Raw genomic sequence first — 24,477 nt, forward strand, 5'->3', positions numbered from 1 at the left:
GGTGCGATCCAGGACACAGCGGGGATCCCCTACCCGCAGACGCCCAGGTCACTCGGCCGTCGGTGGGCGAGCGCCGGTGCACGCGGGGCCGGGCGCCTCACCCGTCGGGGGGTGGCGGGCCCGCGGGAGCGGGCACGGCCGCCCGCCGGAGGGCAGCCAGGCGGGGCAGCAGCGCCGAGGTCAGCGTGGCACCCCCCGCGCAGCCGACGACGATCGCCCAGCCGACCGGGCCCAGCGGGGTGCAGTCGAAGAACCGGCTGATCCCGGGCAGCTGGATGATCGTGGCCAGCACCGCCGCCGAGCCGAGGCCGGCGCCGAGCACCAGGGGATCGCGCCCGCTGAGCAGCAGCGTCTGCCCGAGCTCGGCGCCCACGAGCGCGGCCAGCCCCACGGTGCCGGCGCGCCGGGGCGTGCCGCTGAACCGGGCGAGCTGCCAGGCCAGCAGGGCCGCGGCGCTGGTCACCGCCCCCCGGGCGGCGATGTCGTGCAGCAGTGGCCGGCCCAGCGACGGCGGGTCCTCGGCGAGCAGGGCCGCGCGCGCGGCCGGCTCGACGGGGGTGGGCGCCAGCGCCAGGGCCATCGAGGGCAGCAGGTCGGTGAACATGTTGACCACCAGGAACTGCCGGGTGCTGATCGGGGCCCGCCCGGCCAGCGCCGTGCCCACCAGCGTGAACGCCAGCTCCCCGGCGTTCCCCCCGAGCAGCACCGCCACCCCGTCCCGGACCCGCCGCCACATCGCCCGCCCCTCGACGACGGCGTCGATCACCAGGCCGACGTCGGGCTCGGTGAACACCAGGTCCGCGGCGCTGCGGGCCGAGGTGGAGCCCCGGGCGGCCATCCCGATCCCGACGTCGGCCATGCGGATCGCCGCGGCGTCGTTGGCGCCGTCCCCCGCCATGGCCACCACCGCGCCGCCGTCGCGCAGCGCCGCCACGATCTGCAGCTTCTGCTCGGGGGACACCCGGGCGAACACCGACGCCCGGCCCACCCGCTCGGTGCGGGCGGCCGCGCCGAGCGCGCTCAGCTCGGGACCGGTGACCACCTCGCCGGCCGGGATGCCCAGGCCCGTGGCGATGGCCCGCGCGGTGACCGGGTGGTCCCCGGTGATCATGACGGCGCGGATGCCGGCCTGCTGCAGGGCCGCGACCGTGCCGGCCGCCTGCGGGCGCGGGGCGTCGGCCAGGCCGAGGAAACCCAGCAGGGTGAGGTCACCGAGCTCGGCGACCTCCTCGGCCGGGAACGGGTCGCTGCCGTTGCCCACGTTGCGGCGGGCGACGGCCAGCACCCGCAGGCCCTGGCCGGCCAGGGCGTGCACCGCCGCGGCGGCCCGCGCCCGGCCGGCCGGGTCGAGCGGCCGCTTGCCCCGGTCGTCGCGGACGGAGCTGCACCGCGGGAGCATCACCTCGGGAGCGCCCTTGACCACGAGCCGGACCTTCGTCGGCGTGCGGCCGACGGCGGCGGAGTACTTGCGCTCGCTGTGGAAGGGGATCTCGGCGAGCTCCTCCCACGCGGCGTCCAGCTGATCGCCCAGGATGCCGCGGGCGGCGTCGAGGACGGCCTGGTCCGTGGCGTGCCGCGGGGCGTGCGGACCGTCGGGCTGCGGCGTGGCCAGCGCGGCGGCCCGCAGCACCCGCCGGGCCGGTGGGGCGTCGGGGGAGCGCTCGCCGGCGGGGTCGGCGACCCGCACCAGTCGCAGCCGGCCCTCGGTGAGGGTGCCGGTCTTGTCGAAGCAGACGGTGTCGACCCGGCCCAGCGCCTCCACCGTCCGGGAGGCCCGGACGAGCACGCCGTGCTGGGACAGCCGGCGGGCCGCGCCCAGCTGGGCGACGCTGGCCATGAGCGGCAGCCCCTCGGGCACGGCGGCGACGGCGACGGCGACCCCCGAGGCGATCGCCGTCCGCAGCGTCCCCCCGCGCAGGAGCGCCATGCCGGTCACCGCCGCGCCGCCGAGGAACGTGGCCGGGATCCCCCGCCGGGTGAGCTCCTCCAGGCGGGCCTGCATGCCGACCGGGAACCCGGCGCGGCCGGCCAGGGCCAGGGCGCGGCCGGCCTCGGTGGCGGCGCCGACGGCGACGACCACCGCGCGGCCGGTCCCGGCCACCACCGTCGTGCCCTCGTAGACCATGCAGGCGCGGTCCTGCAGCTCGGCGCCGGGCGTGGCCGCCGGGTGCTTGCCGACGGCGGTGGACTCGCCGGTCAGGGTGGCCTCGTCGACCTCGAGGTCCTCGACGAGGAGGAGCCGCCCGTCGGCGGGGACGACGTCGCCGGCCCGGAGGTCGACCACGTGGCCCGGGCGCAGCAGGGCGGCCGACACGGTGCGCACCCGGCGCCCCCCGCCGCGTGCCCGCGCGGCGGGGTCCGGCCCGGCGCCGTCGGGGGCGACGACCCGCGCGGGCAGCCGCTGCCCGAGCAGCAGCGTGCGCACGGCCCGGTCCGCGCGCATCCGCTGCATGCCGCTGATCACCGCGCTGGCGGCCAGCACGCCGCCGACCAGGACCGAGTCCGTGGGGGAGCCGATGACGGCCGACGCGGCCGCGCCGGTGGCCAGCACCGGGGTCAGCGGGTCGGCGAGCTCGGCGCGGACGTTCGCGGCCAGCGTGCCCGCCGACCGCACGGCCTTCATCAGCGGCGGCGTCGGGCGCGCCCGGTCGCCGTCCGCGGGGGGCGGCCCCGGGTCGGGCAACCGCCCGAGCACCTCCGCGGCGTCGAGGGCGTGCCAGTGCGTGTGCGGCACCGGCTCCGGCGGGGGCCGCCGGTCGACGAGGCGGGCCGCGCGCGCCCCCGTGACCAGTGCCCCGGCCGCGGCCACGGTGACGGGGAGGGCGCTGCCGGCCCGACGGCCCACGGCGAGGAGCAGGCCGCTGAGGAAGGAGCCGCTCATGGCCAGCCGCACGCCGCGCTCGCTCACCTCGCGGGCCGCCGGGACCGCGGCGAGCAGCCGGGGCAGCTCCTGCAGCGAGGGGCCGCAGAGCAGGTCCGCCGCCCACGGCGCCCGGCCGGCCCCCGAGATCACCCCGATGCCGACGTCGGCGGCGTCGAGCGCGGCCTCGTCGCTGCCGATCACGGCCACCACCTGGCCGGCGGCCTGGAGCCGGCGCACCTGACCGCGCAGCCAGGCGGGGTCTGCGGTCCCGCCGCGGAGCACCTCGTCGGCCCGGCTGCCCAGATGGGCTGCCGCCGGGGCCTCGGTGAGCACGAGCCGCAGCCCGGCGGTCCGGACGGCGGACAGCAGGGCGTCGGCGAGGGGGTCCAGCTCCCGCCCGACGAGGACCTCGCCGGCGGGCCGGCCCCCGAGGAGCAGCCGCCACCGGGTGAGCGCCGCCCGGCCCTGCCCCGCGCCCACGTCGTCCCCGGCGGCCACGAGCGCGACGTCGCCGGCCGCGGTCCCGGGGCGGGCGTCCAGCAGCCGCTGCGCGACGCGCCACACCCGCTCGCGGGGCCAGCCGTCGAGGGGGTCGGCGTCCACGACCAGCGGCCGCTCGACGTGCAGCACCGCGCTCTCGACCACCGCGGTGGTGAGCCGGTCGAGCCGGTGCAGGACCCGGGGATCGAGGCGCACGACGCCCCGGCGAGACAACGCCACGGTGAGGACGGAGGCGAAGGAGTCCCGGGCCGTGGGAGCGGCCCGGGGGACGCCGGTGAGCAGCGTCCGGCCGGCGAGGTCGGGATCGGCGGTCAGCCCCGCGACGGCGCCGGCGGCGGCCAGCGATGCGGCCGCGGCACGGCGCTCCAGCCGCTCCACCGGGCCGGCCGGCAGGGGCAGCGGCCGCGGATCGGGCGGCAGCGGGGCCGGCCGCCGGGGGGCGCCCAGCTCGGGGCCGCGCCGCGCCCGGACCTCCTCGGCCGCCTGCCGGGCCCGCCGGACCAGGCCGCGCTGCGCGGTGTCCAGCAGCAGCGGGGGCGCGTTGCCGGCCAGGGCGTGGACGGTCGGGGCGGCCAGGGCCAGCGCGAGCTCGGTGCGGGGAGCCCCCAGGACGCGCACGAGACCACCGCGCAGCCACGGCTGGTGCTCGACCAGGGCCACCAGCGCCGCCGTGCTCGTGGGGAGGGTGGGGATCCGCGCCAGCCGCGCCGCGGCGGCGACCGAGAGCCCCAGCAGGTCGGCGACCAGCGCCGTGGTGTCGACGTCCGGGGTGCCGGCGTCCGGCGGGCCCCGGCCGGTCCGGCCGGCCGGGGCCCCGGCGGGGCGTTCCGCCGCCGGTGCCCGCTCCGCCGCCGGTGCCGGTCGTGCGTCCTCGACGCCGTCCAGGGCGGCGGCGAGGTCGGCGGCGGTGAGCAGCTCGGGCCGGTAACGGACGGCGACCCGGCCGGTGGGGGCGTCCGGCCGGACGGTGGTGACCCCGTCGAGCCCGGCCAGCGCGGCGCGGGCCGCGCGCATGCCGCGGGTGGGGTCGCCGCCGGCGGGGGAGCGCACCTCCAGGACCGCCCAGCCGCCTGCCGCCCACACCTGCCGCCCGTCGCCGGCACCGGTCAGGGCGCGCACCGTCGTGCGGGGCAGGGCGGCGAGGTCCCCGGCCAGCCGGCCGGAGGAGGTCACCGCCTGGGAGGTGAGCGCCAGGGAGGCCTGCAGTGACCTGCGGAGGAGGGCCGTGGCCTGTCCCAGCGCCATCCCGCCCTCCTTCGTGCCGCGACGCAGTCGCGAGGAGCGGCCCGGAGGCGGGCCGACCGCACCGGCGCGGCCGCGCGGGAGCGGGCCGCAGGTCTCCCATCGTGGCACGCTCGGCGGACCGTGCCAGGACGAGAGGCCCGCGGCCCCGCGGCGGCGCTCAGGCGGTGGGCACGCCCAGTACCCGCCTGATCCCGGCGACGAGGAGGGCGACCAGCGCGGCACCGACGGCCTCGGTCAGCAGGGTGAGCAGGATCTGGGACATTGGCGGCTCCTCGACGGATGGACGGGCCTCGCCGATGGTCGTGGCGATCCGCTGCCGGCAGGAGGCGGGCGGGCGTCGCCGGGGTGAACAGCGGGCGACGGATCCGCGCGGGCCCCCCCTTACGGTGAAAGTGTGATGGCTGCCCATCGCATTCATCCCGCAAGCGCCCCTGGCCGGGGCGTCCAGTGCTTACGCCACGCCGAGGCGTGGCCGGCTGGTTCCTGCTTCACCGGGCAGCACCGCCGCGACCGGGACGGCCGCGGCTGACACCCACCCTCCACAGGCATGCCGAACAGGTTCGGCTGACGGGCCGCCCGGGTGGCGGTCCCCGGCCCGGGTCACGCACGGGCAGATCCCGAGCGTGTGCTCGCCCCAGGCGGCGAGGTTGGCCGCGGCGTTCACGTCCCGATCGGCCACATGGCCGCAGGACTCGTCACCGCAGTGGAATGTGCGCTCGGCGAGGGTGAGCTTGGGTCTCACCGCACCACACGCCGAGCACGTCTTCGAGGACGCGAACCAGCGGTCCGCGACGATGAGCTGCCCGCCGTGGCGGGCCGCTTTGTAGGCCAGCTGCCGGGCCAGCTCGGCCCAGCCCTGATCCCCGATCGCGGCCGCGAGGGACCGGTTGGCCATCAGGTTCTTCGTCGTCAGGTCCTCGACGACCACGACGCCGTGCTCGCGGGCCAGGGTTGCGGTGAACGGGTGCAGCGCATCGGCCCGGACCGAGGCCGCCTTCGCATGCGCTCTCCCGAGGCGGGCGACGGCCTTGCGCCGGTTCGCCGAACCCCTCTGCGCCCGGGAGACGGCCCGCTGCAGGTGCTTGACGTGGCGCAGCCGGTCGCGCAGCGCCCGCGACGCCGGCAACTGCGCGGCGACCTGCCCGTCCGCGGTGGCGACGACGGCCGCGGTCTTCACCCCGCGGTCCACCCCGACCACCGGGCCGGCCGGTGGCGCGTGCTGTTCGGCCGGGATACGGACCTCGCGCGTGTAGTTCACGGTGGCGTACCAGCGGCCGTCGGAGTGCCGGCTCACAGTGACGTGCTGCACGGTCGCATGGCCACGGCGCAACAGCCGGCGCAGCTTCGCCTGCTGCGGGCAGGCGGCGATGCGCACCCAGCCGTACTTCGCCAGCCGCACCCGCCCGGCCTCCAGCGCCAGCCCGTCGCGGACGGTGAACCGCGCCCGGTCCCGATGGCGGGCCTTGAACCGCGGAAACCGCCGCTGCCCGGCCAGGAACGCCTGGTGGGCGTTGGCCGCGTCGCGCAGCGCGTACCGGAACGTCCACGTCGAATGCTCACCCGCCCACGGCGCCACCCCGGGCCGCTCAGCGGTCCACAGCTTGCCCAGGGTGAAGTAGCTCAACGGCCGGACCCGGTCCGGCTTCTCGACGCCGTAGCTGGCCTCCGCCTGCCACTGGTCGGCGTTCGCCTTGATCCTCGCCACCGCCCAGTTCCACGCGAACCGGCGGGCACCCGCGGCGCGCAGCAACATGCCAGCCTGGACGTCGGTCACGTCCAGCCGCACCCGCACCGCACCGTGGCCCACGCGGGCCATCGTGCAGGTCAGGTCGGACAGATTCAGGGAACCCGCATCACACTTTCACCGTAAGGGGGGCTCAGCGGGCGGTGCGCCGGCCGACGGTGAGCGCGGCGAGCGCGCCGAGGACGACGATGCCGGCGATCTCCGCCCAGAACGACTCCCACCACAGCGTGGCCGAGGTGGTCTCGATGAAGCCGAACAGGCCGACGGTGGTCGACAGGACCAGGGCCGCGAGGGAGCCGGCCGCGAACGCGACCCCCAGCGCGGCCGCCCACGGCAGGAGCCGGGGCGGGGCGACCAGCACGAGCAGCGCGCCGCCGGCGCCGAGGACCGTCTGCACCAGGAACGCCGGGCCGATCACCTCGATGCCGCTGTACCCCTGCTGCCAGAGGTAGCCGTGGATGAGCGCGATCGCGGCCAGCAGCGCTGCTCCGAGCAGCCGCAGGAGCGCGATCGCCACCCCGGACCGCGGGCGGCGCACGACCGTGCCGGTGCTCACGCCGTCACCGTCACCGGGGCCTCCATGCCCATCGCGCGGTGGTTCCCGATGGAGCAGTAGAAGACGTAGTCGCCGGGCTCGAGGGTCACCGTCAGGGTGGCCGACTGGCCGGGGGCGATGCTGTCGGTCGCGGCGACCTCCTGGCCGTCCCGCTCGACGACGAGGTCGTGGGTCGCGCTGCCCTCGTTGGTCACCTCGACGGAGTAGGTGCCGGGGGCGAAGGAGTCCGCGGAGAGCCTGATGAACATCTCGCCCTCGGTGGCGGTGATGGTCTGGCTCTCGGCGGCGCCCTGGGTCGGGGACGCCGACGTGGCCGGCGCCGAGGTGGCCGGGGTGGTGGCCTCGCTCGTCGCAGCCGAGGACGCGGAGTCGCCGCCGTCCGAGCAGGCGCCCAGGAACCCGAGCGCGAGGGCGAGGACGAGCGCGCCGCCGCGGCGGGCGGTGCGTCGGCGGCCAGGGGACGTGGAGATGGTCGGAGCGGGCACAGGACCTCCTCGGGGCCGGCGGTCGCACCGCCCGGTGGCGGAAACCGCGTGCCGAGATACTGCAAGGTTGCAGGACCTGGGTGGAACCCCTTGCCAGGGGGTTCACAGGTCCTTGACAGGCTCCCCGCAGCTGGTCACTCTCCGGCACCACGCGACCACGGCGGAGCGCAGTTCGGCGTCCACCGGACGGCGCAGCTCCTCGCGGTAGGCCTTCATCGACGCCGGGCCGGGCTGCCGGCGCAGCAGATGGCTCAGCTCCGGCACCCGCTGCACCTCGACCGGCCCGCGGACGGTCGCCCGGATCACCTCGAGGTCCTCCGGCCGGGCCTGCAGGTCCTTGGCGCCGGTCAGCGCGAGCACCGGCGCGGTCACCCGTGCCAGGTCCGCGCGCGGGTCGTGGGCCAGGAACTCGCGGGTCCAGCGGGCGTTGAGCCGCTGCAGCCCGATCCGGGCCACGTCGGTCGTCGTCGCCTTGATCCGGGCGTGGTTGGCGGCCACCTTCTTCTCCAGGTCGATGCGCAGCAACCGGAGCAGGCCGCGCACCGGAGCCGGGAGCGTGGGGGCGATCCGGCGGGCCTGCCAGCGCAGCAGCTCCTCGCCCGGCGTGGCCGAGCCGGCCAGCAGCACCAGGCCCGCGACGGGCACGCCCCGAGCGGCCAGCGCGGTGGCCAGGACCGCGCCCTCGCTGTGCCCGGCGAGCAGGAGCCGGTCGGGATCGATCTCCGGGCGCGCGGCGAGCGCCTCGAAGGCGCGGCCCAGGTCATCGACGTTGTCGTGCAGGCCGGCGGTGCGCCAGTCACCGGGCGACTCGCCGACGCCGCGCTTGTCGTAGCGCAGCGAGGCCAGCCCGCCCGCGGCCAGCGCGTGGGCCAGCTGCCGGGTGACGTCGATGCGGGCGCGGCGGTGGTTGGAGTCGCGGTCGAGCGGGCCCGAACCGGCCGCGAGCAGGACCGCCGGCACCGGACCGGGGGAGTCGGGCAGGGTGAGGGTGCCGGCCAGCGGCGGCTCGCCGGGCACCTGCATCGGCAGCTCCCGCACGGTCAGGCCCGGGTGAGCTCGCCGGCGACCGCGGCGGCGTCGTCGGTGCCGAGGAGGAGGGTGTCGAAGCGCTGGCCGGTCAGCCGCACGCGGACCGCGGGCTGCCCGCGGCGCACGGAGACCAGGGTCTTCTCCCCGCGGCCCCGCCACGTGCCGACCTGGCGGACGCCGGGCAGCGCCAGCCCCGGGGCGCGCAGCCCGCGCGTGGCGGTCAGCCCGTCGGGGACCACGGTCACCTCGCGCACCGCCGAGCGGGGCACCTCGAGGTCGCGGAGCAGACCGAGGAGCTTCTCGGCCCGGCTGAGGGAGACGGTGAGCGTCTGGGGTGTCGTGCGGAGCGTCGCCATGACATGATCATTACCAAAGTCGCGACCAATGTCAACTATGAGAATGGAGAGTGTCGATGGCGACGGCCGGCCTCTTGCTCCACCCGGTGCGGCTCCGGATCGTGCAGGCGTTCCTCGGGGACCGGACGCTGACCACCGCCGACCTGCGGGCCGAGCTGCCCGACGTCCCGGTGGCGACGCTGTACCGCCATGTGGGCGTGCTCGCCGACGCCGGCGTGCTGGAGGTGGTGGGGGAGCGGCGGGTGCGTGGCGCGGCCGAACGCAGCTACCGGCTGGTCCCCACCGCTGCGTCGGTGGACGCGACCGGCGCGGCCGGGATGTCCACCGACGAGCACCGGCAGGCGTTCGCCACCTTCGTCGCCGGGCTGCTGGCCGACTTCGACCGCTACGCGGCCGCGGCCGGCGAGGAGCGGCTGGACCTCGCCCGCGACGGCGTGGGTTACCGGCAGCTGGCGCTGTGGCTCAGCGACGAGGAGTTCACCGAGCTGGTCACCGAGCTGCGGGCGGTGCTGACCGCACGCGCGGGGCGGGGGCCGGACGGGGAGCGGAAGCGACGCATCGTCAGCCAGGTGTTCCTGCCCGGCTGACGATGCCGGGGTTCAGGAGCGCCGGCGGGCGGCCCGGACCGCCCTCTTGTTCGCCCTGGCGAGGGTCTTGGCGGCCCTGCGGACCTGCCGCGGCTCGCGCTCGACGGTGCCGTAGGTGAGCAGGCCGACGCCGATGCCGAGCAGCCACACGTCCTTGGCGAGGGCGAGCCCCTCCGGGGTGGGTGCCAGGCTGCCCGGCTTCCGCATGCCCGGGGTGTTGAGGTAGAGCCCCAGCAGGCCGCCGGAGAACACGGTGAGGATGGCACCGGCCACCGCGGTGGGCACGATCGGCGCCAGCAGCGCGGCACCGATCCCGATCTCGGTGTAGGCCAGGAGCTTGACGAACTGCTGCGGCGGCAACTTCTTCACGAACGGGTAGGTGCCGGCGGCGAAGTTCTGCAGGCTTTCGGCGGTCTGCTCGTCGGCAGCGCGCTTGCCCAGGCCGCTGTTGAGGATGAACGCGCCGGCCGAGACCCGGGGACCGATCTCGGACAGGCTCATGGGCAGACGCATGGTGCACCTCGATGGGGTCGTCGGGGGGGTGATCGGACTTCACACCGGACGCCGGACGATGCTGCAGTGCCCACCCGTCCCGACCTCAACCGTCGCCGGTCGGGGCGGGCCCGGAGTGGGCCCGCCCCCGCCGGTCAGCGACCGCCGCGCCGGGAGCGACCGCTGAACGACGCGGCCGAGTGGGATCCGGCGCGCGCGGCCAGCTCGGCACGGGTGCGCGCCGGCCCCGCGGACCGACCCGAGCCGCCCCGGTTGCCGGAGGTCGCGGCAGCGGCCGCGGCCGTGCCGCTCCCGCCGCTCGCCGCGCGGCGGCGCCGGCCGCCGCCCTGACCCTGTGGCTGGGGCGCGGGCGCCGGGGCCGGCTCGACGTAGGGCGCCGCGGGGCCGGTGAGCGCGGTGATCTCGCGGGCGCCCGGCTTGATCGCCGCGACCTCCGGGGTGATTCCCGCCTGGCGGGCCAGGGTGCGCACCTCGCCGGCCTGATCGGGCGTGGCGATGGTGACGACGATGCCGCCGGCGCCGGCGCGGGCGGTGCGCCCGGAACGGTGCAGGTAGGCCTTGTGCTCTGCCGGCGGGTCGACGTGCACGACGAGTGCGACGTCATCCACGTGGATGCCGCGGGCTGCGATGTCGGTGGCGCACAGCACCCGCGACTCGCCGGAGCTGAACGCCTCGAGGTTGCGCTCGCGGGCGTTCTGGCTGAGGTTGCCGTGCAGGTCGACGGCCGGGATCCCGGCCGCGGTCAGCTGCTTGGCCAGCTTCTTGGCCTGGTGCTTGGTGCGGGTGAACAGCACGCTGCGGCCGAGCCCGGAGGCGAGCTGCCGCACGACCTCGGACTTGTCGGCGGCGTCGACCCGGAACACGTGGTGCGTCATGGTCGAGACCGGCGCGACGGCCGGGTCGACCGAGTGCGTCGTCGGGTTCGACAGGTACCGCTTGACGAGGACGTCGACCCCGTTGTCCAGGGTGGCGGAGAACAGCAGGCGCTGGCCGACCTTGGGGGTGCGGTCCATGAGCCGCTTGACGCCGGGCAGGAACCCGAGGTCGGCCATGTGGTCGGCCTCATCGAGGATGGTCACCTCGACCGCGCCCAGGTCGGCGTGCCCCTGGCCGATGAGGTCCTCGAGCCGGCCGGGGCAGGCGATGACGATGTCGACGCCCGCGGCCAGGGCCTGGACCTGCGGGTTCTGGCCGACGCCGCCGAAGATGGTGGTGGTCTTCATGCCCAGCGCGCGGGCCAGGGGGTCGACGACGGCGAACACCTGGTTGGCCAGCTCGCGGGTCGGCACGAGCACCAGCGCCCGGGGGCGCCGGGCCTGCCGACGGCTGTCGGAGGCGGCCAGGCGGGCCACCAGCGGGATGCTGAAGGCCAGGGTCTTGCCCGAGCCGGTGCGGCCACGGCCGAGCACGTCCCGGCCGGAGAGGCTGTCCGGGAGCGTGGCGACCTGGATGGGGAACGGCGACTCGATGCCGCTGGCCGCGAGGACCTCGACCAGGGGGGCGGGCACGCCGAGGGCGTTGAAGGTGGTGTCGGTCGGCAGGACGGTGGCGTCACTGCCGACGGGGACCACGGCGGGGGCCGGGACGGCCCGCGCCGCGGTGGCGGGCGTCTGCTGCTGGTTCTGCTGCTCGCCGGCGGGGCGGGTGCCCCGACCGCGGCCGCCGCGACGACGGCGGGTGCCCCCGTCGGAGGTGGCGGGGGAGTTGTTCATGGAGGTCAATGGAGTCCTTCGACGCTCGAGTGGCCGCACGAGCACCTCGGCGAGCGCGAGCGCCGGCACACCTGCGCATGGGCAGGGCGGGCTCGCATCGTCGGCGAGACGTCGGTCAGCCGGGCGCACCTCGGTGGCGCAGCCTCAGCCCGACGTCGATTCCTGCAGCTCCGGATGAGCGGAGGGCGGCGCCGGTACATCTGACTCAACCAGATGCGGGCCGCGGTTGTGCCCCGGGGTGGGAGAGGGACCGGTCACACCGGCGGCACCGACCGGCCCGGCGGTCGGTCATCCTGGGCCGGTGATGCTCCCCGCACCCGCCCGGCCGTCCCGCCGCATCCACCCGGCCTGGTGGGTGGCGGCGGTGACGTTCGTGGCGCTGGTCGGCGCCGCGGCGTTCCGGGCGGTGCCGGGGGTGCTCATCGAGCCGCTGCGCGCCGAGTTCGGCTGGTCGGTGTCGGTCATCTCGGCCGCCGTCGCACTGAACATGGCGCTCTACGGGCTGACCGCGCCGTTCGCGGCGGCGCTCATGGAGCGGTTCGGCATCCGGCGGGTGGTCGTCGCCGCGCTGCTGGTCACCGCGGCCGGCAGCGGACTCACCGTGTTCATGACCGCCAGCTGGCAGCTGGTGCTGCTGTGGGGCCTGCTCGTCGGGCTCGGCACCGGATCGATGGCGCTGTCCCTGGTGGCCACGGTGACCGGCCGCTGGTTCGTCGCCCGGCGCGGGCTGGTCTCGGGCATCCTCACCGCCGGCGGGGCGACCGGGCAGCTGGTGTTCCTCCCCCTCGTCGCGCGGGCGGACGAGGAGTGGGGGTGGCGGTCGGCGTCGCTGGGCACGACGGCGGCCGCGCTCGCCGCCGTCCCGCTGGTGCTGTGGCTGCTGCGGGACCGGCCGCGGGACCTCGGCGTCGCCCCGTACGGCGGCACCCCGGCCGACGACGTCGACCCGGTGCGCACCGGCGCGGCGCGGACGGCGCTGCGCGGGCTGGTCGAGGCCGCCCGCCGCCGGCCGTTCTGGCTGCTGGCCGGCGGCTTCTTCATCTGCGGGGTCTCCACCAACGGGCTGGTGCAGCCGCACTTCATCCCGGCCGCGCACGACCACGGCATGCCGGTGACGACCGCCGCGGGGCTGCTGGCGGTCGTGGGCGTCTTCGACATCGTGGGGACGGTGCTCTCCGGCTGGCTCACCGACCGGGTGGACCCGCGGATGCTGCTGCTGGCCTACTACGGGCTGCGCGGGCTCTCGCTGTTCCTGCTGCCGCCCCTGTTCGGGCCGGACCTGCACGCCAGCATGATCGCGTTCATCGTCTTCTACGGCCTGGACTGGGTGGCCACCGTGCCGCCCACGCTGGCGTTGTGCCGGGAGCACTTCGGCGCCCGCGCGCCGATCGTGTTCGGCTGGGTGTTCGCCGCCCACCAGATCGGCTCGGCGGTCGCCGCGTTCGGGGGCGGGGTCATCCGCGACGTCACCGGCTCCTACGACCTGGCGTGGTTCGGCGCCGGTGCGCTGTGCTTCCTGGCCGCGGCCATGTCGATCTCGATCCGCCGCCGGCCGGCCGCCGTCGGCACCGCGCACCCCGCGGACCCGGAGGAGGCCGCCGCCGCCCAGGCGCACGGCTGAGCCCCTCCCGGCGGTTGTCGCGAGAGCCGTCCGCGACGGGGCGTCAGGAGGTGCGCTCGAGGGTGTAGCGCACGGTCTGCACCCGGATCGCGTCGTCGCCGAAGACGAAGGTGTCCACGCCCTCGGCCCGGGCCTTCTCCGCGACCGCCGTCCACTCGATGAAGAGCACGTCGCCCTCGAAGACCTGGGTGGGCACCTCCCAGCGGGCGTCGGGGAGGTCGCCGAGCAGCGAGGTGAACGCCTGGCGGATGCCGTCCCTGCCCCGCACCACGCCGGCCGGGGTGATGAACGTGGCGTCCTCGGCGTAGTCGGCGGCGACCGCGTCGACGTCGCCGGCCCCGATCGCGGTCACGTGTGCGGCGAAGATCTCCTGCGGGCTGCGGGCCATGGCTCCTCCTGATGCCGGGCGGGGTGCCCGAGCATGCTCCGCAAGCCCGGCGGTGGACAGCCCCTCCGGAGCCCCTTCTGGGGTGTTCCTCGCGCCTGGGGAGTCCTGCAGGACCCCGGAAGCGCGAGGAACACCCCAGAAGGGAGGGGACGGGCGCCTCAGGCGGTGCGGGTGAGGGTGGGGTCGACGCTGCGGCCGGCGATGAGGTCGGCCGCCCGCTCGGCGATCATCATCGTCGGGGCGTTGGTGTTGCCGCGCACGAGCGTCGGCATCACCGAGGCGTCGGCCACCCGCAGGCCCTCGATCCCGTGCACCCGCAGCTGCGGGTCGACCACCGCGTCCTCGTCCACGCCCATCCGGCAGGAGGAGACCGGGTGGTAGAGGGACTCCAGGGTGTCCTTCACCGACTGCCGCAGCGCGTCGCGGCCGCGCACGGTGCCGCCCGGCGACCACTCCTCGGCCAGCACCGCGGCCAGCGGCCCGGTCGCGGCGATCTCCCGCGCCTTCTCCACGCCGCACACCAGCGCGTCGAGGTCCCGCTCGTCGGTGAGGTAGCCGGCGTCGATGGCCGGCGCCCAGGTCGGGTCGGCCGAGCGCAGCCGCACCGTGCCGCGGGAGTGGACGTGCACGAGCACGGCGGCGGCGGTGAACGCATCGACGTCGGGGTCGACCTCGGCCTGCCGCCAGAACTTGACCGGCAGGAAGTGGTACTGCAGGTCGGGGGCGGGCAGGTCGGGACGCGAGCGGGTGAACAGCCCGGCCTCGGCCAGGTTGGACGACAGCGGGCCGCGCCGGGCGGCGAACCACTGCGCGTAGCCCGCGGGGGACTCCGCGCGGAACAGCGACTTCCCGGACCGGGTGTGCCAGATCGTCGGCACCAGCGGGTGGTCCTGCAGCCCGCCGCCGACGCCGGGCAGGTCGTGCACGACGTCCACGCCGACCTCGCGCAGGTGCGCCCCCGGCCCGATGCCCGAGAGCATGAGCAGCTGCGGGGAGTTGACCGCCCCGCCGGCGAGGACCACCTCGGCGGCGGCGTGCGCGACGTGCACCCGCCCGCTCCGGCGGTACTCGACCCCGGTGGCCCGCCCGCCGGAGACCAGCACCCGGGTGGTCAGCGCGCCGGTCCGGACGGTGAGGTTGGGCCGGCCCAGGGCGGGGCGGAGGTAGGCGTCGGCGGCCGACCAGCGCCGCCCGCGCCGCTGGGTGAGCTGGTAGAGGCCGGCGCCCTCCTGCGCGGCGCCGTTGAAGTCGTCGTTGCGCGGGTGGCCGGCGGCGATCGCCGACTGGACGGCGGCCCGCGACCACGGGTGCGGGGAGCGCGGGTCCTCCACCCGCAGCGGCCCGCCCACACCGTGGAAGCGGTCGGCGCCGCGGGCGTTGTCCTCCATCCGCCGGAACAGCGGCAGGACGTGCTCGTAGGACCACGACTCGTCGCCGGTCAGCTGCGCCCACTCGTCGTAGTCGCACCGCCCCCCGCGCATGTAGATCATCGCGTTGATCGACGAGGACCCGCCGAGCAGCTTGCCCCGCGGCCAGAACAGCCGCCGGCCGCCCAGCCCGGGCTGCGGCTCGGTCGTGTAGTTCCAGTCCCGCCGGGTGCGCCACACCTTGTACAGCGCCGCGGGCACCTTCACCTCGAGGACGTCGTCGGAGCCGCCGGCCTCCAGCAGCAGCACCCGCAGCGCCGGGTCCTCCGACAGCCGGGCGGCCAGCGCGCAGCCGGCCGACCCCGCGCCGACGACGACGACGTCGAACTCCTCGCGGTCCTCCGCTGGGGAGCCGCCGTGGCCGTCTCGGCCGCGGGACGCCGCGCTCACCGGTGCCGCCCGTGCACGAGACCCATGACGCGCGCGAGCGCGTCGGCGGCCGCAGCGGGCCGCCGGAAGCTCATCAGGTTCACCGGCAGCGGCACCCGCTGGCGGGTGATGGCCTTGGCGCGGGTGAACTCCTTGAGCCCGTCCTCGCCGTGGATCCGGCCGAAGCCGCTCTCGCCCACGCCCCCGAAGGGCAGCGCCGGCACCGAGGCGAAGGTGAGCACCGAGTTCACCGAGGTCATTCCGCTGCGCATGCGGCGGGCCAGGTCCATCGCCCGCTCCCTGGACCGGGAGAACACCGCCCCGGCCAGCCCGTGCGGGTTGGCGTTGGTGCGGGCGAGGGCCTCCTCGGCGTCGCGCACCCGGCTGATGGTCAGCGTCGGCCCGAAGGTCTCCTCGCGCACCGCGGCGGAGGTCTCCGGGACGTCGAGCAGCACGGTGGGGGCCACGTACCGGCCCTCCACGGTGCCGCCGGCGAGCACGCGGCCACCGGAGGCGACGGCGTCCGCCACGTGCCGGCGGACGACGTCGGCCTGGGACGGCATGGTCATCGGCCCGTAGGTGGCCGCGTCGTCGGACCCCGCCCGCAGCTCCCGCACCCGCTCGGTCACCTCGGTGACGAACCGGTCGTAGACCGCGCCGGTCGCGTAGACCCGCTCGATGCCGATGCAGGTCTGCCCGGCGTTGCTCATCGCGCCCCACACGGCGGCGTCGGCGGCGGCGGCCACGTCGGCGTCGTCGTCGACGATCATCGCGTCCTTGCCGCCGAGTTCCATGAGCACCGGGGTGAGCGTCTCGGCGCAGGCGGCCATGACCCGGCGCCCGGTCGGGGCCGAGCCGGTGAAGGCCAGCTTGCCGACGCCCGCGCGGCACAGCGCGGCACCGGTGTCACCGAAGCCGGTGACGACCTGGAAGGCGTCGACGGCGTCGGGGACGGCGGCCCGCCACGCGGCGGCCAGCCACGCACCGACGGCCGGTGTGTGCTCCGAGGGCTTGAAGACGACGGCGTTGCCGGCGGCCAGCGCGTAGGCGATCGAGCCCATCGGCGTGAACACCGGGTAGTTCCACGGGCCGATCACGCCGATCACGCCCAGCGGCTGGTACTCGAGGTAGGCGGCGTGGTTGGCCGCCAGCATCCCGGCGGACACCTTGCGCGGGCCCAGCGTCTTGCGCGCGTGCGCGCCGGCCCAGGCGAGGTGGTCGATGGCGAGGGTGATCTCGAGGATCGCGTCGGCGTGCGGCTTGCCGTTCTCGCGGTGCACGAGGTCGGCCAGCTCGTGCATCCGCCGGGCCAGGTAGCCGCGGTAGGCGTTCAGCCGCTGCCTGCGCCCGTCGAAGCCCAGCGCGGCCCAGGCCACGGCGGCCGGGCGGGCGTGCTCGACGGTGGCACGCACCGCCTCGGCGTCGTGCACGGGGAAGACGCCGACGACCGCGCCGGTGGCGGGGTCGGTCGACTCGAAGGTCTCGGTGGTCGCGTGCCGGTCCACGGTGCCGGCGGCGGCCCCGGTGACGGTGTCCATCTGCTCGGCGAGCGTCATGGTGACGCAGGTTACCCACCGGTAGCCGGGGCCGCCCGCGCTGGCGGTCAGCCCTCCCCGCGTGCCACCCGCCCGGCCCAGGAGAGGTCGGCCTTGCCGACGGGGGAGCGCCGCACCTCCGGCACGAACACGACCTCGCGCGGGCGCTTGTAGTCGGCCAGCTCCGCGCCGACCGCCGCGCGCACGTCCTCGACGGTGAGCCGGGCGCCCGCGGCCAGGGCGACGACGGCGGTGATCCGCTGGCCGAACCGCTCGTCGGGCACGCCCACCACGACCGCGTCGCGCACCGCGGGGTGGCGGAGGATCACCTCCTCGACCTCCTCGGGCTGCACCTTCTCCCCGCCGGTGTTGACGACCCGGCTGCCGCGGCCGCGGAAGACCAGCGTGCCGTCGTCCTCCAGGGTGGCCAGGTCGCCGGGCACCGAGTAGCGGACTCCGTCGACGTCGCGGAACGTCGCGCTGCTGGCCGCGGCGTCACCGGAGTAGTGCACCTCGGCCGGGGCGGGGGCGGCGAGCACGCCGACCCGGCCGGAGCCCGGCTCGACGTCGCGCCCCTCCTCGTCGAGCAGCCGCGCGCCGGGCGCCAGCACGAACCGCGAGGTGGGGGCCACCTCCCCGCGGCGGGTCAGCGACATGGCGTACGGGCCGCCCTCGGAGGCGACGACCACGTCGGTGATGTCGACGTCGGCGTGCCGCAGCAGGGCCGCCTTGCTCTCGGCGCTGAACACGGCGCCGACCGACACCACCCGGCGCAGGCTCGACAGGTCGTGCGGCCGCCCGGCCGCCGCGGCGGCGTCGAGCGCGGTGACCAGGGGGCGGGCGAAGACGTCGCCGACGATGACCACGTCGGTCACCCGGTGGCGGGCGACGGCGGCGGCCAGCTCGTCGGGGTCGAACGACCGGGAGGTGGGGAAGACGACCCGGCCGCCGGCGACCAGCACCCCGAGGGTCGAGTAGATGCCGGTGCCGTGCATGAGCGGGGTCGGGGTGAACAGGACCAGCCGGTCGGGCTCGGCGCGGGACTCGCGGACCCGCTCGGCCAGCTCCCCGAGGGTCCGGGGCGCGGGGATGCCGAACTTCGCGAAGCCGTTGGGCACACAGCTGACGGAGAACACCGCCGACTGCCGGGAGAGGACGCCCTTGGGCCGGCCGGTCGTCCCGCCGGTGTAGAGCAGCCACTCGCCGTCCGGGCGAGTGGTGCGGGGGAGGGAGGGGCTCGCGGCGAGGACGGCCTCGAGGTCCTCGCCCACCGGGTCGGCGTCCCCGGCGGGGCCGACCCGCAGCAGCGCCCGGACGGTGGGCTGTTGCCCGGTCGCCTCGGCGACGACGGCGCCGGTGGTTGCGTCGAACACCAGGCCCGCCGCGCCGGAGTCGGTCAGCACGTGCAGCAGTTCCGCGGCGCGGTACCGGTAGTTGACGTTGAACGGCACCGCGCCCAGCTTGCAGACGGCGAACACCGTCTCGACGTACTCCGCGCTGCTCCACAACCCGACGCCGACCCGCGACCCCGCCCGCACCCCGCGCTCGGACAGTGCGGCGGCGAGGCGGGCGGCGCGGTCGTCGAGCTCGGCCCAGGTGCGCACGCGGTCGCCCTGCACGACGGCGACAGCGTCGCCCATCGCGTCGGCCACGGTCTCGAGGATCGTCGCCAGGTTTTCCTCCATGAGAGGCACACTACTGGCGTTCGTCACCGATCTGCGTATCTTGATCTCTACGTCCCCGCGGGCGGGAGGCCCTCCTGCCCGCCCGGCGGAAGGCGGGTTGCACGCGAGCGCGGACCTCACGCCGCGCCGAGGGTCCCGGAGAACGGCAGGAGTCCGCCATGACGAGCAGTTCCGCACGCACCGCGGGGAGTGCTCGGCCGTGACCACCACCGCGTTCCCCCCGTTCGGCGACGCCGACGCCGGCGCGACCCCGGCGCCGGGGGCCGTCCCGCACGTCGACCCCCTCGCGCCGGCGTCGGTGCGCCCGCAGACCCACGTGCTCATGTTCTGCGGCGTGCACCTCGCCGACCCCGCCGACGCCGTCCCGACCGTCGGCCTGATCGATGCGCTCTCCCGCGTGGGCGTCGGCGAGCACGCCGCGCGCTCGACGGTCAGCCGGATGCTGCGCCGGGGCACGCTGCAGCGCCGGCGCCGCGGCAAGCGCATCTACCTCTCGCCCACGCCCGGCATCCGGGCCGCGCTGGCCGAGGGCGGCGAGCGCGCCTGGCAGTCGCCGGTCAACCGCACCTGGGACGGCCAGTGGACGCTGCTGGGCTTCTCCCTGCCGGAGAGCCGGCGCGCCGACCGGCATCTGCTGCGCTCGCGGCTGCAGTGGGCCGGCTTCGGCATGCTGCAGAACGGGCTGTGGGTGGCGCCCCGGCGGGTGGACGTCGAGGCGCTGCTGCACCAGCTGGACGTGCTGGACCACCTGAAGGTCTTCCGCGCGTCGGTCGCCGCGCCCACCCAGGTGGCGGAGCTGATCGACGACGCCTGGGACGTGCCGGCGATCGCCCGCGGGTACCAGCAGTTCCTCGACCGGTGGGACCGTCCTGACCCGCTCCCCGGCGCACCCGACGACCTCGCCCGCCAGCTGTGGCTGCTCGGCGAGTGGACCCTGCTGGCCCGTCACGATCCGGGCCTGCCGGTCGAGTACCTCCCCGCGGACTGGCCGGCCGTGCGGGCAGAGCACGTCGCCCTGCGGCTGCGCACCCGTTACGAGACCGGTGCGGCGGCCATCGCCGCCGGGCTGGTCGAGCGGCTCGACCCGCTGGACGACGAGCCGGCCTGACCGGCGCCTTTCCGTCGACTGCGACCCAGCGTTGACGTTCGCCACAAAAGTGAATAACTTGCCGGGAGGGGCAGGAGTCCCGGTGCGTCCCTCGCGCACACCTCCTGCGGCCCGGTTCCACACTCGAGAGGACTCCCATGCAGCTGAACGGCAAGGTCGCCGTCGTCACCGGGGCCGGTCGCGGCCTCGGCCAGGCCTACGCCAAGGCGCTCGCCGCGGCCGGTGCCGCCGTCGTGGTCAACGACCTCGATGTCGAGCTCGCCGAGGAGACGGTCAAGGCGATCCAGAACGCCGGTGGCACCGCCGTCGCCGAGGGGTCGGCCATCGGCTCCACCGAGGCCGCCGACGCGATCGTCGCCAAGGCGGTCGAGGAGTTCGGCCGGCTGGACATCATGGTCACCAACGCCGGGGTGCTGCGGGACCGCTCGCTGCTGAAGATGGAGGACGCCGACTTCGACCTCGTCGTCCAGACCCACCTGCGCGGCACCTTCACCTGCGGCCGCGCCGCCGCCAAGCAGTTCAAGGAGCAGGGCGGCAACGGCCGGCTCATCCTGATCGGCTCCCCGGCCGGGCAGCGGGCCAGCTTCGGGCAGACCGGCTACACCGCCTCCAAGGCCGGCATCGTCGGCCTGGTCCGCACCTGGGCCGCCGAGCTCGAGCGCAGCGGCAGCACGGTCAACGCCGTCATCCCGGTCGCGCTGACCCGCATGGTCGCCACCATCCCCGGCATGGCCGAGCTGGTGGAGAAGGCCGACCGCGGCGAGCCGATCCCGGCCGAGGTGCGGGCCACCGGCCTGGGCACCCCCGACGACGTCGCCGGGCTCGTGGTCTTCCTCGCCTCCGACGAGGCCGCCGGCATCACCGGCCAGGCCATCGGCGCCGGCGGCGACCGCATCGCCATCTGGTCGCACCCGAGCGAGGTCGTGGCCGAGGTGCGCGAGGGCGGGTGGAGCGCCGACGCGCTGGCCGAGGCGTTCCCGACCACCTTCCAGCCGCACCTGCAGGCGTTCAAGCCGGACACCGTCCCCGGCGTCCCCGAGGGGAAGTGACCGCCGGCATGGCCATCAACCTCGACGAGATCGTCGCCATCGACGTCCACACGCACGTGCACAAGTCGGTCCGCGGCGACCAGCACCGCACGGCCGGGGCCGAGGACATGGGGGAGTACTTCGGCATCGGCAAGATGCCCGAGTACTCGCTGCCGGAGCTGGCCGAGTACTACCGCGAGCGCAAGATGGCCGCGGTCGCCTTCGGCGTGGACAGCGTCTCGCAGACCGGCGAGGAGCCGGTGCCCACGAACGAGGAGGTCGCCGAGCTCGCCGCCGAGCACAGTGACGTCATCATCCCGTTCGGCAGCATCGACCCGGCCCGCGGCGCGGCCGGCGTGCGCGCGGCCCGCCGCCTGGTCACCGAGTACGGGGTCAAGGGCTTCAAGTTCCACCCGAACACCCAGGCGTTCTTCCCGAACGACCGGATGGCCTACCCGCTCTACGAGGTCATCGCCGAGCACAACCTGGTGGCGCTGTTCCACACCGGCCAGACCGGGGTGGGGGCGGGTCAGCGGGCCGGCGGCGGCATCCGGCTGAAGTACTCCAACCCGATGCACGTCGACGACGTCGCCGTCGACTTCCCCGACATGAAGATCATCCTGGCCCACCCGTCCTTCCCCTGGCAGGACGAGGCGCTGTCGGTGGCCACGCACAAGCCGCAGGTCTACATCGACCTGTCCGGCTGGTCGCCGAAGTACTTCCCGCCGCAGCTGGTGCAGTACGCCAACTCGCTGCTGAAGAACAAGGTGCTCTTCGGGTCGGACTTCCCGGTCATCACCCCCGAGCGGTGGATGAAGGACTTCGACGGCATCGCGATCAAGGACGAGGTGCGTCCGAAGATCCTCAAGGAGAACGCCGTCAAGCTGTTCGGGCTGGACGGTTCGGGGGCGTGAACGAGAGCTTCGCGACCGTCCTGGAGACGGTCGGGGACCTCCGCCGCGACCGGCTGGCGGTCAGCCACGGGGAGCGCACCCGCACCTGGGCCGAGCTCGACGAGCGGGCCGCCCGGCTCGCCGGGCACCTCGCCGCCCAGGGCATCGGCCCGGAGTCGCGGGTGGCGGTGGCGCTCTACAACGGCATCGAGTACCTGGAGAGCGTCTTCGCGATCCTGAAGCTGCGTGCCGTGCCGCTGAACGTGAACTACCGGTACCGCCGGGACGAGATCGTGCAGCTCCTCGACGACGCGCAGGCCGAGGCCGTCGTCTTCGACGCCTCGCTGGCCGAGCGGTTCGGCGAGGCCCGGAGCGCGCTGCCGAAGCTGACCGCGCTGGTCCAGGTCGGTGCGCCGGACGAGGTCCCCGGGTGGGCGGCCGACTACGAGCAGGCCCTGGCCACCGCCGAGCCGGCGCCGCGCATCGAGCGCGGCAACGACCACTGGCTGATGTACACCGGCGGCACCACCGGCAAGCCCAAGGGCGTGCTGTCCCGGCACTCCGGGCTGTTCGCCACGTGCAGCGCCAACGGGCTGCTGCTGCTCGGCGAGCGCCTCCCGCAGTCGCTCGACGAGCTGCGGGCCACCCTGGAGCGGCTCGGCCTCGACCGCGACGCGATGGTGTGCCTGCCGGCGCCGCCGCTGATGCACGCGACCGGCATGTACACGACCTTCGGCGCGCTGCTGGCCGGGGGGCGGGTGGTCTACCTCGCGTCGAAGTCCTACGACCCCGACGAGCTCGCGGCCACGGTGCAGCGGGAGCAGGTCGACACGGTGTCGATCGTCGGCGACGTCTTCGCCCGGCCGCTGGCCGACGCGCTCGACGCCGCCGAGGCGGCCGGCCGGCCGTACGACCTGTCCAGCCTGCGCCTGGTGATCAGCGTCGGCGTGACCTGGAGCGCCGACGTCAAGCAGCGGCTCCTCCGGCACGCCGACATGGTCTGCCGGGACCTCGTGGCCTCCTCCGAGGGCGGTCCGTACGCCGTCCAGGAGACCCGCCGCGGCGACCCGGCCGAGACCGCCCGCTTCCAGCTCTTCCCGGGCGCGCAGGTCATCGACGAGACCGGCCGGCCGGTCGCCCCCGGCTCGGGTGAGATCGGCATGCTCGCCGCGCCGGTCGACGAGCACATCGGCTACCAGGGCGACGCCGAGGCCACCGCCAAGACCTTCCGCGAGTTCGGCGGGAAGCGGTGGGTGGTGCCCGGCGACATGGCCAGCGTCGACGCCGACGGCACGGTGGTCTTCCACGGCCGCGGCAGCCGCGTGATCAACACCGGCGGCGAGAAGGTCTACGCCGAGGAGGTCGAGCAGGTCCTGCTCACCCACCCGGCCGTCCGGGACGCCATGGTCGTCGGCGCCCCCGACCAGCGGTGGGGTTCCCGGATCGTCGCCGTGGTCGCGCTGCGGCCCGGCGCGGAGCTCACCGACGAGGAGGCGCGGTCCTACGTCGGCGAGCGGCTGGCCGACCACAAGCGCCCCCGCGAACTGGTCGTCGTCGACGAGCTCAAGCGCAGTCCCTCGGGCAAGGCAGACCTCGGCTGGGCCCGTAGCGTCGCGCAAGCGGAGCGTTGAGAACTCGAGCGTCGTCCAGTCCGCCCGCACATCCCTCAGAAACAAGGAGAAACCCCATGGCCACCCCCATCAGCGTCGACGGCGTCGAGGGCGTCAAGAGCCTCGTCGGCAAGGAGCTCGGCCCGACCGAGTACGTCGAGATCACCCAGGACATGGTCAACCTGTTCGCCGACGCCACCGGTGACCACCAGTGGATCCACGTCGACGTGGAGCGGGCGAAGAAGGAGAGCCCCTTCGGCGGCCCGATCGCCCACGGCTACCTGACCCTCTCCCTCATCCCGCGGTTCCTGCCGCAGCTGACCCAGTTCACCGGTTTCGGCATGGGCGTCAACTACGGCACGGAGAAGGTCCGCTTCCCCTCGCCGGTGCCGGTGGGCGCGAAGCTGCGCGCCAAGGCCGTCGTCGACGAGGTCACCGAGATCAAGGGCGGCGTGCAGATCCAGCAGACGGTCACCTTCGAGACCGAGGGCGGCACCAAGCCGGCCTGCGTCGCCACCATCGTGGTCCGGCAGTACGTCTGATGAGCGGCCCGCCGGCCGGGCCGGCTTCCCTGCTGGCCCGGCTGGCGGCCCTCGACACCTGCGCGCTCTCCGACGCCCTCGACGGCTACGGGCGCGCGGGGGTCCTCCCCGGGGTCCGGCCGCTGTGGCCGGTGCCCCGGGTGGTGGTGGGCCGGGTCCGCACGCTGCGGGTCGGTCCCAAGCCGCCCGGCTCGGGGCCCACCGTCCACCTCGGCACCCAGCTGATCGAGACCGCCGAGCGCGGGGACGTCGTCCTCGTCGACGCCGGCGGGCGCACCGACGTCTCCTCCTGGGGCGGCATCCTCAGCACCGCCGCCACCCAGGCGGGCATCGCGGCGATCGTCATCGACGGCGCCTGCCGCGACATCGGCGAGAGCGAGCAGCTCGGCCTGCCGGTGTTCGGGAAGGCCGTCGTCCCGACCAGCGCCCGCGGTCGCATCGTCCAGCTCGGCATGGACGAGGAGATCACCGTCTGTGGCGTGCCCGCGCGCACCGGCGACCTGCTGATCGCCGATGTCTGCGGCGCGGTCGTCGTCCCCCAGGACCTCGCCGAGCAGGTGGTCGAGCTGGCCGAGCGGATCGCCGCCCGCGAGCGGGACATGGTCGCCGCGGTCCGTTCCGGGCGGTCGGTGGTCGACGTCATGCACGACTCGCAGTTCCCCAGCCCCCAGTGACCCAGG

20 protein-coding genes are annotated in these 24,477 nt (G+C 75.6%); 8 read left to right on the forward strand and 12 right to left on the reverse strand.

The features are described 5' to 3' along the window. Positions 1-97: 97 nt before the first annotated feature. From BMZ50_RS15620 to BMZ50_RS15645, 6 genes are all read right to left on the reverse strand, one after another. A complete protein-coding gene (locus tag BMZ50_RS15620; RefSeq protein ID WP_091326269.1) occupies positions 98-4,609 on the reverse strand; it encodes a cation-translocating P-type ATPase in 4,512 nt (1,503 codons plus the stop codon). Between the two features lie 451 nt (positions 4,610-5,060). Continuing rightward, complete coding sequence (locus BMZ50_RS15625) at positions 5,061-6,416, reverse strand: RNA-guided endonuclease InsQ/TnpB family protein (protein ID WP_177212820.1); 1,356 nt, start codon at positions 6,414-6,416, stop codon at positions 5,061-5,063. Between the two features lie 70 nt (positions 6,417-6,486). Further along, positions 6,487-6,909, reverse strand: a complete 423-nt coding sequence (locus tag BMZ50_RS15630; protein ID WP_091326274.1) for a hypothetical protein — start codon at positions 6,907-6,909, stop codon at positions 6,487-6,489. Further along, complete coding sequence (locus BMZ50_RS23755; RefSeq protein WP_143087190.1) at positions 6,906-7,394, reverse strand: cupredoxin domain-containing protein; 489 nt, start codon at positions 7,392-7,394, stop codon at positions 6,906-6,908. The genes BMZ50_RS15630 and BMZ50_RS23755 overlap by 4 nt, the downstream gene beginning before the upstream one ends. Positions 7,395-7,496: 102 nt before the next feature. Continuing rightward, positions 7,497-8,417 carry an alpha/beta hydrolase family protein gene (locus tag BMZ50_RS15640; RefSeq protein WP_177212821.1) on the reverse strand — a complete coding sequence of 307 codons (921 nt, stop codon included), beginning with the start codon at positions 8,415-8,417 and terminating at the stop codon, positions 7,497-7,499. Between the two features lie 17 nt (positions 8,418-8,434). Next, complete coding sequence (locus tag BMZ50_RS15645; RefSeq protein ID WP_091326277.1) at positions 8,435-8,779, reverse strand: hypothetical protein; 345 nt, start codon at positions 8,777-8,779, stop codon at positions 8,435-8,437. A gap of 56 nt (positions 8,780-8,835) precedes the next feature. Here BMZ50_RS15645 and BMZ50_RS15650 point away from each other — a divergent pair, with 56 nt between their 5' ends. After that, positions 8,836-9,366 carry a helix-turn-helix domain-containing protein gene (locus BMZ50_RS15650; protein WP_177212822.1) on the forward strand — a complete coding sequence of 177 codons (531 nt, stop codon included), beginning with the start codon at positions 8,836-8,838 and terminating at the stop codon, positions 9,364-9,366. 12 nt (positions 9,367-9,378) lie between these two features. Here the strand turns inward: BMZ50_RS15650 and BMZ50_RS15655 are convergent, their stop codons facing one another. Both BMZ50_RS15655 and BMZ50_RS15660 read right to left on the reverse strand, forming a co-directional pair. Beyond that, entirely contained in the window at positions 9,379-9,867 is a 489-nt protein-coding gene (locus BMZ50_RS15655; protein WP_245753672.1) for a hypothetical protein, read from the reverse strand. Positions 9,868-10,013: 146 nt separating this feature from the next. Beyond that, positions 10,014-11,591, reverse strand: a complete 1,578-nt coding sequence (locus BMZ50_RS15660) for a DEAD/DEAH box helicase (RefSeq protein WP_091326283.1) — start codon at positions 11,589-11,591, stop codon at positions 10,014-10,016. Positions 11,592-11,895: 304 nt separating this feature from the next. Between BMZ50_RS15660 and BMZ50_RS15665 the strand changes: the two genes are divergently transcribed. Continuing rightward, positions 11,896-13,212: an MFS transporter gene (locus tag BMZ50_RS15665; RefSeq protein WP_091326402.1), complete on the forward strand. Its 1,317-nt coding sequence runs from the start codon at positions 11,896-11,898 to the stop codon at positions 13,210-13,212. 43 nt (positions 13,213-13,255) lie between these two features. On the opposite strand, the gene BMZ50_RS15670 is transcribed toward BMZ50_RS15665, so the two are convergent. The 4 genes from BMZ50_RS15670 to BMZ50_RS15685 all read right to left on the reverse strand — a co-directional run bounded on the left by BMZ50_RS15670 (position 13,256) and on the right by BMZ50_RS15685 (position 18,616). Next, a complete protein-coding gene (locus tag BMZ50_RS15670) occupies positions 13,256-13,600 on the reverse strand; it encodes a nuclear transport factor 2 family protein (protein WP_091326285.1) in 345 nt (114 codons plus the stop codon). 158 nt (positions 13,601-13,758) lie between these two features. Then, entirely contained in the window at positions 13,759-15,417 is a 1,659-nt protein-coding gene (locus tag BMZ50_RS15675) for a GMC family oxidoreductase (RefSeq protein WP_091326287.1), read from the reverse strand. Further along, positions 15,414-16,952, reverse strand: coding sequence for an aldehyde dehydrogenase family protein (locus BMZ50_RS15680; RefSeq protein WP_091326289.1), 1,539 nt, complete (start codon positions 16,950-16,952; stop codon positions 15,414-15,416). The genes BMZ50_RS15675 and BMZ50_RS15680 overlap by 4 nt, the downstream gene beginning before the upstream one ends. 47 nt (positions 16,953-16,999) lie before the next feature. Next, entirely contained in the window at positions 17,000-18,616 is a 1,617-nt protein-coding gene (locus BMZ50_RS15685; RefSeq protein WP_091326291.1) for an AMP-binding protein, read from the reverse strand. Positions 18,617-18,815: 199 nt separating this feature from the next. Between BMZ50_RS15685 and BMZ50_RS15690 the strand changes: the two genes are divergently transcribed. The 6 genes from BMZ50_RS15690 (at position 18,816) to BMZ50_RS15715 (ending at position 24,471) form a co-directional block, all read left to right on the forward strand. After that, the gene (locus tag BMZ50_RS15690) at positions 18,816-19,724 is read left to right on the forward strand and encodes a PaaX family transcriptional regulator (RefSeq protein WP_218146281.1); all 909 of its coding nucleotides are present in this window, start codon (positions 18,816-18,818) and stop codon (positions 19,722-19,724) included. A 137-nt stretch (positions 19,725-19,861) separates the two neighbouring features. Continuing rightward, entirely contained in the window at positions 19,862-20,773 is a 912-nt protein-coding gene (locus tag BMZ50_RS15695; protein ID WP_091326292.1) for an SDR family NAD(P)-dependent oxidoreductase, read from the forward strand. 8 nt (positions 20,774-20,781) lie between these two features. Then, positions 20,782-21,666: an amidohydrolase family protein gene (locus BMZ50_RS15700; protein ID WP_091326407.1), complete on the forward strand. Its 885-nt coding sequence runs from the start codon at positions 20,782-20,784 to the stop codon at positions 21,664-21,666. Continuing rightward, positions 21,663-23,276 (forward strand): AMP-binding protein, encoded by a 1,614-nt coding sequence (locus tag BMZ50_RS15705; RefSeq protein WP_091326294.1) that lies wholly within the window; start codon positions 21,663-21,665, stop codon positions 23,274-23,276. The genes BMZ50_RS15700 and BMZ50_RS15705 overlap by 4 nt, the downstream gene beginning before the upstream one ends. Positions 23,277-23,332: 56 nt before the next feature. Next, on the forward strand, positions 23,333-23,797 hold the full coding sequence (locus BMZ50_RS15710) for a MaoC family dehydratase (RefSeq protein WP_091326295.1): 465 nt from the start codon (positions 23,333-23,335) through the stop codon (positions 23,795-23,797). Beyond that, on the forward strand, positions 23,797-24,471 hold the full coding sequence (locus BMZ50_RS15715; RefSeq protein ID WP_091326297.1) for an RraA family protein: 675 nt from the start codon (positions 23,797-23,799) through the stop codon (positions 24,469-24,471). Before BMZ50_RS15710 ends, BMZ50_RS15715 begins: the two co-directional genes overlap by 1 nt. The last annotated feature ends 6 nt before the right edge of the window (positions 24,472-24,477 follow it).

This window comes from Geodermatophilus ruber (assembly GCF_900114385.1).
Classification (GTDB): Bacteria; Actinomycetota; Actinomycetes; order Mycobacteriales; family Geodermatophilaceae; genus Geodermatophilus; species Geodermatophilus ruber.

Bases quoted from the DNA above. Each gene is read 5' to 3' on its own strand.
- BMZ50_RS15620 (WP_091326269.1), bottom strand. From the start codon at position 4,609: ATGGCGCTGGGACAGGCCACGGCCCTCCTCCGCAGGTCACTGCAGGCC.
- BMZ50_RS15640 (WP_177212821.1), bottom strand. From the start codon at position 8,417: ATGCAGGTGCCCGGCGAGCCGCCGCTGGCCGGCACCCTCACCCTGCCC.
- BMZ50_RS15645 (WP_091326277.1), bottom strand. From the start codon at position 8,779: ATGGCGACGCTCCGCACGACACCCCAGACGCTCACCGTCTCCCTCAGC.
- BMZ50_RS15650 (WP_177212822.1), top strand. From the start codon at position 8,836: ATGGCGACGGCCGGCCTCTTGCTCCACCCGGTGCGGCTCCGGATCGTG.
- BMZ50_RS15655 (WP_245753672.1), bottom strand. From the start codon at position 9,867: ATGAGCCTGTCCGAGATCGGTCCCCGGGTCTCGGCCGGCGCGTTCATC.
- BMZ50_RS15660 (WP_091326283.1), bottom strand. From the start codon at position 11,591: ATGAACAACTCCCCCGCCACCTCCGACGGGGGCACCCGCCGTCGTCGC.
- BMZ50_RS15665 (WP_091326402.1), top strand. From the start codon at position 11,896: ATGCTCCCCGCACCCGCCCGGCCGTCCCGCCGCATCCACCCGGCCTGG.
- BMZ50_RS15670 (WP_091326285.1), bottom strand. From the start codon at position 13,600: ATGGCCCGCAGCCCGCAGGAGATCTTCGCCGCACACGTGACCGCGATC.
- BMZ50_RS15680 (WP_091326289.1), bottom strand. From the start codon at position 16,952: ATGACGCTCGCCGAGCAGATGGACACCGTCACCGGGGCCGCCGCCGGC.
- BMZ50_RS15685 (WP_091326291.1), bottom strand. From the start codon at position 18,616: ATGGAGGAAAACCTGGCGACGATCCTCGAGACCGTGGCCGACGCGATG.
- BMZ50_RS15695 (WP_091326292.1), top strand. From the start codon at position 19,862: ATGCAGCTGAACGGCAAGGTCGCCGTCGTCACCGGGGCCGGTCGCGGC.
- BMZ50_RS15700 (WP_091326407.1), top strand. From the start codon at position 20,782: ATGGCCATCAACCTCGACGAGATCGTCGCCATCGACGTCCACACGCAC.
- BMZ50_RS15710 (WP_091326295.1), top strand. From the start codon at position 23,333: ATGGCCACCCCCATCAGCGTCGACGGCGTCGAGGGCGTCAAGAGCCTC.
- BMZ50_RS15715 (WP_091326297.1), top strand. From the start codon at position 23,797: ATGAGCGGCCCGCCGGCCGGGCCGGCTTCCCTGCTGGCCCGGCTGGCG.